Annotated in this window: 11 protein-coding genes; 5 read left to right on the forward strand and 6 right to left on the reverse strand. The window is 72.6% G+C overall.

The window, feature by feature from the left end; translation table 11 throughout:
- Positions 1-28: 28 nt before the first annotated feature.
- From modA to QWU11_RS44035, 4 genes are all read right to left on the reverse strand, one after another.
- Entirely contained in the window at positions 29-829 is an 801-nt protein-coding gene (gene modA, locus QWU11_RS44020; RefSeq protein ID WP_290120557.1) for a molybdate ABC transporter substrate-binding protein, read from the reverse strand.
- Positions 830-992: 163 nt separating this feature from the next.
- Positions 993-1,196: a TOBE domain-containing protein gene (locus QWU11_RS44025; RefSeq protein WP_290120558.1), complete on the reverse strand. Its 204-nt coding sequence runs from the start codon at positions 1,194-1,196 to the stop codon at positions 993-995.
- A 63-nt stretch (positions 1,197-1,259) separates the two neighbouring features.
- Positions 1,260-2,492, reverse strand: coding sequence for an MFS transporter (locus QWU11_RS44030; protein ID WP_290120559.1), 1,233 nt, complete (start codon positions 2,490-2,492; stop codon positions 1,260-1,262).
- A 29-nt stretch (positions 2,493-2,521) separates the two neighbouring features.
- Positions 2,522-3,241: an SDR family oxidoreductase gene (locus QWU11_RS44035; RefSeq protein WP_290120560.1), complete on the reverse strand. Its 720-nt coding sequence runs from the start codon at positions 3,239-3,241 to the stop codon at positions 2,522-2,524.
- A 185-nt stretch (positions 3,242-3,426) separates the two neighbouring features.
- On the opposite strand from QWU11_RS44035, the gene QWU11_RS44040 reads away from it, so the two are divergent.
- Positions 3,427-4,008, forward strand: coding sequence for a TetR/AcrR family transcriptional regulator (locus tag QWU11_RS44040; protein WP_290120561.1), 582 nt, complete (start codon positions 3,427-3,429; stop codon positions 4,006-4,008).
- Positions 4,009-4,206: 198 nt separating this feature from the next.
- Positions 4,207-4,557, forward strand: a complete 351-nt coding sequence (locus QWU11_RS44045; RefSeq protein ID WP_290120562.1) for an SHOCT domain-containing protein — start codon at positions 4,207-4,209, stop codon at positions 4,555-4,557.
- A 7-nt stretch (positions 4,558-4,564) separates the two neighbouring features.
- On the opposite strand, the gene QWU11_RS44050 is transcribed toward QWU11_RS44045, so the two are convergent.
- Positions 4,565-5,596: a nitronate monooxygenase gene (locus QWU11_RS44050; RefSeq protein ID WP_290120563.1), complete on the reverse strand. Its 1,032-nt coding sequence runs from the start codon at positions 5,594-5,596 to the stop codon at positions 4,565-4,567.
- Positions 5,597-5,680: 84 nt separating this feature from the next.
- On the opposite strand from QWU11_RS44050, the gene QWU11_RS44055 reads away from it, so the two are divergent.
- Positions 5,681-6,553, forward strand: a complete 873-nt coding sequence (locus tag QWU11_RS44055) for an LLM class flavin-dependent oxidoreductase (RefSeq protein ID WP_290120564.1) — start codon at positions 5,681-5,683, stop codon at positions 6,551-6,553.
- A gap of 114 nt (positions 6,554-6,667) precedes the next feature.
- On the opposite strand, the gene QWU11_RS44060 is transcribed toward QWU11_RS44055, so the two are convergent.
- A complete protein-coding gene (locus QWU11_RS44060; protein WP_290120565.1) occupies positions 6,668-8,644 on the reverse strand; it encodes an ABC transporter ATP-binding protein in 1,977 nt (658 codons plus the stop codon).
- Positions 8,645-8,786: 142 nt separating this feature from the next.
- Between QWU11_RS44060 and QWU11_RS44065 the strand changes: the two genes are divergently transcribed.
- Positions 8,787-9,953 carry a hypothetical protein gene (locus QWU11_RS44065; protein WP_290120566.1) on the forward strand — a complete coding sequence of 389 codons (1,167 nt, stop codon included), beginning with the start codon at positions 8,787-8,789 and terminating at the stop codon, positions 9,951-9,953.
- A 78-nt stretch (positions 9,954-10,031) separates the two neighbouring features.
- Positions 10,032-10,202, forward strand: a complete 171-nt coding sequence (locus tag QWU11_RS44070; protein ID WP_290120567.1) for a hydrophobic protein — start codon at positions 10,032-10,034, stop codon at positions 10,200-10,202.
- The last annotated feature ends 154 nt before the right edge of the window (positions 10,203-10,356 follow it).

The following is a 10,356-nucleotide window of genomic DNA, read 5'->3' on the forward strand; positions in this document are numbered from 1 at the left end:
CCGGAAGGTCCTCGCCCCCGCTCTGGGGTCAGGGGGACTCGAAGCCCGCCTGCGTCAGGACGGACTTGCCCTGCGCGGAGAGGACGAGCTGGACGAACTGGCCGGCGAGGTCGGCCTGCGGCGCCTTGGCCAGCGTGGCGATCGGGTAGTCGTTGATCGCCTTGGCGGCCTCGGGAAAGTCGATGCCGGTCACCTTTCCGGCGGCGGACTTGACGTCGGTGCGGTAGACCAGCGCGGCGTCGGCCTCGTTGAGCTGCACCTTCGTCAGCGCCGCCTTGACGTCCTGCTCCTGGGAGACCGGCTTGACCTTGAGGTTCGCCGCGGCGAGGGCCTTGATGGCGGCGGCGCCGCAGGGCACCTCGGGCGCGCACTCGACGACCTTGAGCTTGGGGTCGGTCAGGTCCTTGAGCGTCTTGACCTTGCCTGGGTTGCTCGGCGGCACGGCGATCTCGAGCCGGTTGCGGACGAACGTCGTCGGGGTGCCGGACGCGTCCTTGGCGTCGGTCACCGTCTTCATCGTCGCCGGGCTCGCGGCGGCGAACACGTCGGCCGGCGCGCCCTGGGTGATCTGCTGGGCCAGCGCCGAGCTGCCGCCGAAGTTGAACTTCACCTTCACACCCGGGTGTGCGGTCTCGAAGGTCTTGCCCAGAGAGGTGAACGTCTCGGTCAGCGACGCGGCGGCGAACACGAAGAGCGTCTTGCCGCTCTTGCCCGAGGAGCCGGAGGACTTGTCGTCGTCGGTGCTGCCGCACCCGGCCGCGAGCGTCAGGCTCGCTCCGAGAGTGGCGGCGAGCAGTACCCGGAAGGGCCGGGGGAGACGTTCGATCACCTTGAGTTCTCCTCGTGCAGTGCCCCTCTCGGGGAGGGGCGGGGGGCGGCGGCCCGTCGGGACGTGTCCGAAGGCCGCCACCCGTACTATCGCATATTCCAGATTCGAGGCTAGACAGGCGGAGCACCTGCGAGCCTTAAGAGGTTCTTACACCTGTATCTGCCTACTCCGGAACGGCGAGGATCACGTCCGAGGCCTTGATCATGGCGACCACCTCGCTGCCCTCGGAGAGCCTCAGCTCCCGCGCCGCCTCGACGGTGATGGCCGCCACCATCCGCACGCCGCCGGCGTCCAGCTCGACGTTGGCGGTGGCGTCCCCCGTGGTGACCGCCGTGACTCTGGCCTGGATCTGGTTACGTGCGCTCAATCGCATGATGCTCGCCCCCCGGCGTTTCGTCGATGTCCACGACCTGCCCGTCGTCCGCCCTGCTCAAGCCCGTGCGGCGGTCCGCGCGGTTCCGTGGCGGAGCAGGCCGGGAAGGGCGACGGCGGCCAGCACGATCACGGCGATGCCGTACTCGCGGGCGGTGACGAGCAGTCCGCCGCCGTGCACGACGAGGACGCCGGCGACGACCGCGGGCACGCCCATGCCGAGGTAGGACACGACGAACACGAGAGACAGGACGCCGGCGCGCTCACCGGCCGCCACCGTCGGAATGACGATGCGGATGCCGCCCTGGAACCCGCTGCCGAAGCCGACGCCCGCGACGGCCGTACCGGCGAAGAACCAGCCGGGAGAGGAGGCGTCCACCGCGGCGAGCGTCACGGCCACGCCCGCGATCAGGGTGGTGACGCCGATGAGCATGACCATACGGGCGGCGAGCCCGCGCAGGAGCAGGATCGAGACGGCCGCGGTCCCGGCCAGGACGAACAGGCTGAGCCCGCCGAGGACGACCGAGGAGGAGCCGGAAGAGACACGGACCAGCGCGGGCCCGAGTGATCCGTACAACCCGGCCAGCGCCCAGACCGCGAACAGGACCGGGGCGGCGAGGCGCATCGCGGGCCGTACGTGGCCGGGAAGCCGGATCTCGGGCCGCAGCGTGGCGAGCGCGCCCGGCCGGCGGGGTGCCGTCTCCGGCATCAGCAGCACACCGGCGGCCTGGACGGCGAACACCCCGACCAGCGCCACGTAGACCAGGTGGGTGGGCGCCGGGAGGTATCGCACGAGCAGGCCGGACATGAGCGCGCCGGTCGCCGTGCCCATGCCCGGGGCGACCGCGTTGGCGGTGGCGCCGCGCGCGCGGTCGACGTCCAGCATGCCGGCGCCGATCGCGCCGAGCGCCGCCCCGGTCGACAGCCCCTGCACGACGCGCGCGGCGAGCAGCTCGGGGACGCCGGCGGCCGTGGCGAAGATGACCATCGCCACGACCTGGACCGCCATCGCGGTCAGGAGGACGGGACGGCGGCCGAGGTGGTCCGAGAGACGGCCGAGGGTCAGCAGCGCGGCCAGCACCGCGAGGGCGTACACGCCGAACACGACCGTCGTGGTGATCGGCGTGAAGCCCCATTCGGCCTGGTAGATCGCGTACAGCGGGGTCGGGGCGGAGGAGGCGGCGAGCAGTGAGACGACGATCGAGGCGAGCAGGGTCAGGCTCGCGATGGGGGCCGGGAGCCGGGTGGGCGTGGCGGTGACGGGAGCAGGGGCGAGGGCGCGGTCGGTCATGGGGTTGGTTCTCTGTTTTCTCTGGGGGTTCAGACGGCGGTACGGCCACCGTCGGCGGCGATGACCGCGCCGGTGACGTAGCCGGCCTTGGGCGAGGCCAGGAACGCGACGACGTCGGCGATCTCCTCGACGCGCGCGCCCCGGTCGAGCAGCGTGGTGGAGCCGAGCTGTTCGATCCGGCCGCGGTCGGCGCCCTCCGTGAAGGTCGGGCCGGGCGCGACGGCGTTGACCCGCACGCCCTTCGGGCTGAACTCGGCGGCCCACGCGCGGGTCATCGCCTCCAGCGCGACCTTCGTGGCGCCGTACGCGGCGCCGCCGGCCAGACCGACCTGCGCGGCCATGCTGCTGATGCTGATGACACTGCCCCTGCCGCGCTCGGCCATGGCCGGTACGAGCGCGGCGACCAGGTAGTACGCGGCGCGCACGTTGGCGGCGAACATCGCGTCGTACGTGCCGGTGTCCAGGTCGGAGGTGGGGCCGAACCACGAGCGCCCGCCGTTGTTGACCAGCACGTCCACGTCACCGGCCTCGGCGGCCAGGCGGCGTACGCCGGCCACGTCGGTGAGGTCGGCGGCGACGAACCGGGCGTGCCCGCCGGCCTGTTCGATCACCTCGACGGTGGCGGCCCCCCGGGCGGGGTCACGGCCGTGCACGATCACGTGGTGCCCGTCCGCGGCGAGCGCCAGCGCGATCGCGCGGCCGATGCCCGACGTCGCTCCTGTGACCAGAGCCGTGCTGTTGTCCGTCATCGTCATCTTCTTCGGGGTCGTTGAGTAGACCAGTTTGTCTACTGTGTGAGGACATTAGACAGGTCGGTCTAGCACTGTCAACTTCTCCGTTGCCGCGAACTAGCTATGTTTGTTTTTTCTAGACAGATCTGTTCAGTCACGTTCGCCGTGCTTCGATAGACAGATCGGTCTGCTAGGGTGCCGGTATGGGCGAGACGACTCTGGACCGGGCCTCGGCCCGGGAGCGCCTGCTGGCCGCCGCCACCGAGCTGTTCTACCGGGAGGGCGTGCGCTCGGTCGGCATCGACCGGGTGATCGAGCGCGCCGGGGTGGCCAAAGGATCGCTGTACAACACGTTCGGCAGCAAGGAGGCCCTGGTCCGCGCCTACCTCGAGGGCCGGCACACCCGCACCCGCGAGCGCATGGCACGCGAACTCGCGGCGCGCTACAAGACGCCGCGCGAGCGCCTGGTGGGCGTGTTCGCGGTGCAGGGCATCGCCTTCGCCGAGCCCGGCTTCCGCGGCTGCGCCTTCGTCGGCGCGAGCGCCCAGTCCGAGCCCGGGGGAGCGGTGGAGCAGGTGTCGGAGGAGTACCGCGTCTGGGTACGCTCGCTGTTCCTCGACCTGGCCTACGCCGCCGAGGCCCCCGACCCGGAGGGTCTGGCCCGGCAACTGGTCATGCTCTACGACGGCTCCGGCATCTCCGCCTGGATGGACCACGACCCCAAGGCCGCCGAAACCGCCACCACGATCGCCACCACCCTGGTCGACGCCGCCTTCGCCCGCTGACCTGACGATCCACGTGCCGGCGGCGTCGCCGGGTGGTTGACACCGAGCGTGATCCGCCCGGCGGGTCGACCCCCGGCACACCCGTCGGCTCCTCGACGACGTCCGCGTAACGATCCTCCACTGCGACCACGTCATCCACCTTCTGCTTCCGGGCGTGGCCGGGATCGTTCTGGCCATCGTCGTCGTGGCGGTGCCGTGGTGGGCGGTGAGCCCACCTGGCAGTCGCCGCGCGTCTACAAGTACCGCCTGCGGGTGAGCGTCCCCGGCCGCGAGCCGTACGAGGCCGACTGCGGCATCTGCCCGGCCGGTCTTCAGGCCGGGCAGACGGTCGACGTCGCGGTGAGCCCGCGCAACCACAAGCGGGTCACCATCGTTCCCGAGCCGGAACAGGACGACGTCGGCGGGCGGGTCTACACGTTCGAGCTCGGCTCCCGGCCGGCCGGCGCAGAGCGCCTGAAGGAGCTCGCCGAGCTCGGCCGGCTGCACCGCGACGGCGTGCTGACCGACGCCGAGTTCGCCGAGGAGAAGGCTCGGATCCTCGGCGAGTAGCCGGGCCTCAGAGCCCTCCGGCCAGGCGTTCGAGGATGCGCGCGGTGGGTTCGGCGGTCGCGTGGCGGTGGCCGGTGCCGGCCCAGAGGTGGAGGCGCTCCGGGTCGCCCGCGGCGGCGGCCGCCCTGCGCAGGGGGCCGGTGAGGTGGTGCAGGGCCGGATAGCCCTCCGGCGCCACGGCGGCGTACCGGTCGACGAACTCGTTGCGCAGCGCACGCGCGGGCCGGCCGGTGAACGCGCGCGTGACCACGGTCTCGTCGCGGGCCGGGTCGGCGATGGCCGCCTGGTGCGTCGCCGACGCGCCGCTCTCGTCGGCCCGCAGCAGCACCGTGCCCACGGCGGCGGCCACCGCTCCGGCGCGCAGCACGGCCGCCACGTCCGCGGAGGTGGCCAGCCCGCCGGCCGCGATGATCGGCAACGAGGTCGTACGGCCCACCTCGGCGACGAGCTCCGCGGTCGGCGTACGCGCGGGCAGGCGGGCCGGGGTGAGCGTGCCCGAGTGGCCGCCGGCCGCCGAGGACTGGACGGCCAGGAGGTCGACACCCGCCTCGACGGCGACGCGCGCCTCCTCGGCCGAGGTGACCGTCTGGACGACGAGGCTCCCGGCCAGGCGCAGCGCGGCGACGACGGCCGCGTCGGGCACGCCGAAGGTGAAACCGATGACCGGGACGGGCTCGGCGAGCAGGAAGTCGATCTTGTCCTGCCAGTGGTCGTCGTCCTGGACCGGTTCGCCGCCGGCCGGCTCCAGGCCGTACCGGTCGCCCTCGGCCCGGATCGCCTCGGCGTAGCGGTGGAACGCCGCGACGTCGACGGGCACCGGGTTGGGCGCGAAGAGGTTGACGCCGAACGGCACCGCCTGGGCCCGTACGGCGGCGATCTGCTCGGCCATCGCCTGCGGAGTGCGGTAGCCGGCGGCCAGGAAACCGAGCCCTCCCGCGCGCGCGGCGGCGGTGACCAGCGCGGGCGTGCTCGGCCCGCCGGCCATCGGCGCGGCGAGCACCGGAATGGTCAGGCCGAGGTCGGCCAGCGCGGTGGTCATGGTCTCTCCAGAATGGTGAACGACCATCCTATCGAGCGCGGCGCCCGCAGCGGTTCTGTCGGCCGGGTGCGCGATGATGCGGCCATGACGATTCTCGGCGCCGTGTGCCGGCCTCAGCTGCCCCCCGAGCGGTTGCGCGACCTCGTCCGTACGGCGGACGCGGCCGGGCTGGACGAGCTGTGGCTGTGGGAGGACTGCTTCTGGGGCAGCGGCCTGGCGACCGCCTCCGCCGTGCTCGCGTGGACCGAGCGGCTGCGGGTCGGCGTGGGGCTGCTCCCGGTGCCGCTGCGCAACGCCGCCGTGGCGGCGATGGAGATCGCCACGCTGCACCGGTTGTTCCCCGGCCGGGCGACCATCGGCGTCGGGCACGGCGTCCAGGACTGGATGGAGCAGGTCGGCGCGCGGGTCGAGTCGCCCGTGACGCTGCTGCGCGAACACCTCGACGCGCTCCGCGCGCTGCTGCGCGGCGAGACGGTCGGCACGGCCGGCCGTTACGTGCGGCTGGACGAGGTCGCCCTGGACTGGCCGCCGCTGTCCGCCCCGGCGGTCGTCGCCGGCGCGACCGGGCCGCGTTCACTGCGACTCTGCGGCGAGGCCGCCGACGGCACCATCCTCGTCGCCGGCACGACCCCGGACGGAGTACGCGAGGCCCGGCGACTCGTGGACGAGGGACGCGCGGCGGCCGGCCGCACCGAGCCGCACCAGCTGATCGCCTACGTCCTCGCCGCGACGGGCGAGGGCGCGGAGGAACGAGTCGCCGCCGACCTGCGGCGCGAGGGCCGCGAGCCGATTCCGGAGCTCATGGTGGCCGGCGACGCGAACACGATCGCCACCGCCGTACGACGCTGGGCGGACGCGGGCGCCGACACCGTCGTCCTGCAGCCGGCCCTGGCCGAACCCGACCCGGAGGGCTTCGTACGCTTCGCCGGCGAGGAGGTCCGCCCACTGGTCAACTGACAGACCCGCCGATCGACCGGAGCGCTCACACGGCCGTCCGAACTTCGGGTGCTGCGGGCGGCGTTCGGTTCGGCAGGGCCTCGCGACGGGGCGACGGGGGCGGACGGTCTCACGTCAGAGGCGGTGGGCGGGCTCCTCGGTGTCGCCGGCGTTCTCGTACGCCGCGGCCTGGAGCAGGTACAGGTCGCGGTACGTGCCCTCGGCGGCCATCAGGCCGTCGTGGGTGCCGCTCGCGGTGACCCTGCCGTTCTCCAGGACGTGGATGACGTCCGCGTGGCGGATGTTGGCCAGCCGATGAGTGATGAGGATGACCGTACGGCCGTGCATGTGGCGGCGGATCGCCTCGAACAGCGTGTGCTCCGCCCGGGCGTCCAGGTTCGACGACGGCTCGTCGCAGATGATCAGGGGCGCGTCGCGGTAGAAGCCGCGTGACACGGCCACGCGCTGCCACTGGCCGCCGGAGAGCTGGTGGGAGTTCTTGAACCGCCGGTCCAGCATCGTCTCCCAGCCGCGCGGCAGGTCCGCGACCACCTCGTCGGTGCCCGCCGACTCCGCCGCGCGGCCGAGCCGGTCCGGGTCGCCGTCCTCGGCGAGGACGATGTTGGCGCGGGCGGTCATCGGCCAGCGTGCGTGGTCCTGGGCGATCACCGCGATGTGGGAGCGTACGGACTGGGGGTCCACGGTCGCGAGGTCGACGCCGTCCCAGCGGATGTGACCGGCGCTCGGCGTGTACAGATGGGCGAGCAGCTTGGCCAGGGTGCTCTTGCCCGAGCCGTTCTCCCCGACGAGCGCCACGATCTGACCGGCGGGCAGGGTGAGTGAGACGTCCTGCAGTGCCGGGCGGTCGGCGCCGGGATAGGTGAAGGAGACGTTCTCGACGGTGATCTCGGCGAACCGGCAGGGCACCTCGGCCGCGGCCGGCGCCGGCAGGTGGTCGCGGGCGATCCGCAGGAAGGTCGTGTAGTCGGTGAGGTACAGGCCCTCCTCGTAGCAGCTGTTCACCGCGTGGATCAGCTCCGACAGGGCGCCCCGGCTGGTACGGATGGCGAGCACGGCGGTCCCGGCGACCGCGAGCGGCAGCCACGCGGCGGCCAGCAGGACGCCGAGCGCGGCGTAGACCACGCCGTTGGCCACGCCCGTACCGGCGTTTCCGGCGAGCCGGGTGACGACGTTCCTGCGGGCCAGGGCGAGCTGGGCGTCGCGGTAGATCCCGGCCACCCGGCGGTACTGGCCGAGGAGAAGGTCCTGCATCGTGTACGACCGCAGGTCGCCGGCGTACGTCGGGGTGCTCATCAGGTTGCCGAGGATCACCGAGTGGTACCGCGGCGCGATGGTCTCCAGCATCATCAGGTAGCGCGAGCGCGCGACGCGTACGGCGGCCCACGCCTCCGGGACGGCCGTGACGAGCAGCAGCGGCAGCAGCACCGGATGCAGCGTCGTGATCGCGATGGCGGCGGCGGCGAAGGAGGTCGCCCCGGTGACCATGTCGACCGTGGAGGAGACCACCTCGCTCGCCGCCGTCGAGCCGGGTCCCTCGGCGCGGGTGAGCGCCTCGTAGAACTCCGAGTCGTCGTAGCTGGCCAGGTCGATCCGGCTCGTCACCTCGTACAGCTCCATCTCGACCCGCTGCTGCACGCGCGGCGTCAGTCGGGCCTCGGCCCAGCCGGCGGCGGCCGACAGCAGCGCCCGCGCGACGCCGGCCCCGGCGACCAGCAGCAGCGACGGGAGCGCCGCGCGTACGCGGCCCGGCGTGGGGCCCGCCGCCAGCAGGGCCTCGAGCACTCCGGTCGTGGCGAGCAGGCCGAGCGCCGTGAAGACGCCGGACAACAGGTTGAAGGTCAGCGTCGTCACCGTGTCGGCGGGCCCCGCGCGCCACGCCAGGCGCAGCGCCTGGAGGATCAGCGCGGGCAGCCGCCGCGCGACCACGGTGAACTTCGCCGTCGCGGCCGCCTCGGCATGGTTGTACCAGCGTAAGTTGACCATGGCCGGCAGCGCGTCGCCCTGCCCCTCGGAGTCCTGCCCCGTGGAGTCCTGTTTCTCCGCGTCGTCCTGCCCCGCCACGCCGTCCGCAGACGGCGGCGTCTCATCCATCGGCTCCCCGCCCCTCCGTGACTCCGCCTTCATGATGTGCGCGGAGAACGCGCCCCGCTGTGTCGCCTGACACGGTCCGCTGACCGGGTCCGGACCCGTACGGGAGATACCGCGAGGTAGGGGAGCGCCCTAGTATCGGCGGATGCGTGACAAGAGGGGCGTTCTGGTGGTCGTGGGGCTGGTGTCCGTATTGGCGGCGTGCGGTCCGGACCATCGGCCGGACGCGGCGGCCGGTCCGTCGCGGAGCCAGGTCGCGGTCTCGCCGCCGGCCTCGCCGACACCGAGCGCGGCGGCGGTCAGGAAGGCCAAGCCCAAGCCGTTCCGGCAGGGCAACCCGAACGGCCACGCGTCCGTGCCCGCCGCCGCCCGCGCGGTCGACACCTCCCACCCGACCCGGGTGATCGGCAAGGGCACGCCGCGAAGCTGCACCTCACAGGCGGTCGTCTCCGCCGTCGCCGCGGGCGGCCTCATCAGGTTCTCCTGCGGGCCCGCGCCGGTGACCATCACGATGGCGGCCACCGCGAAGATCAGGAACGCCAACGGCCCCCGCATCGTCCTCGACGGTGGCGGGAAGGTCACGCTGAGCGGCGGCGGGCGGCGGCGCATCCTCTACATGAACACCTGTGACCCGGCCCAGGGCTACACGACCTCCCACTGCCAGGACCAGCCGACGCCGCAGCTCACCGTGCAGAACCTGACGTTCGCCGACGGGAACTCCACCGGCGACAAGACCGAGGGCGGGGGCGGCGGCGCCATCTTCGTACGGGGCGGCCGGTTCAAGGTGGTCAACTCCCGGTTCGTCCGCAACCGCTGCGACCGCAGCGGGCCCGACCTCGGCGGGGCGGCCATCCGGGTCCTCAGCCAGTCGCGGAACCTGCCGGTGTACGTGGTCGGCAGCACCTTCGGCGGCGCGTCGGGGCAGGGCGGCTCGTGCTCCAACGGCGGCGCGCTGAGCAGCATCGGGGTCTCGTGGGTCGTGCTGAACAGCGTCCTGTCGTACAACTCGGCGGTCGGCAGCGGCGCGAACCCGGCCCGCGGCGGCACACCGGGCGGCGGGAGCGGAGGAGCGATCTACAACGACGGGAACCGCTTCGCGCTGCGGATCGCCGGCACGATCGTCGCGAACAACCACGCCCGCGAGGGCGGCGGCGCGGTCTTCTTCGTCAGCAACGACCGCAGCGGCACGATGCGTATCGAGTCCTCGACCCTGCGTCACAATCCGAGCGCCGGCTTCGAGACGCACGGCTACCCCGGCATCTTCTTCCTCGGCGCGCACAACCCCACCGTGACCGGCTCCCACCTGGGCTGAGAATGCCGTCCGGGATGGGCGTCGTGTCGGACATAGATCGGCCGGGGCGGGGTATACGCGGGCCGGGAGGTGGAAGCGATGCTTCCGTTGGTAATCGTTCTTCTGCTCGTCCTCATCCTGTTCGGCGCGGGCTTCGCGCTCAAGGCACTCTGGTGGATCGCCGTCATCGTGTTGATCCTCTGGCTGCTGGGTTTCGTGTTCCGCGGCGCCGGCGCCTCGGGCACCCGCGGCCGCTGGTATCGCTGGTAGCCGAGTGAGAACGGGCCCGTCACCGCGGGCGGGTTCTAACGATCCCCGCAACACCCTGATCTTCAGGGAGTTGCGGGGATCATGGATTTTGGGGTCCTGAAGGCGAGGTTCTTCGAGGCACTGGATCGGGAGAACGGCAGTATCTCGGGGGCTG

The organism is Actinomadura sp. DC4, from assembly GCF_030406325.1.
Taxonomy (GTDB): domain Bacteria; phylum Actinomycetota; class Actinomycetes; order Streptosporangiales; family Streptosporangiaceae; genus Actinoallomurus.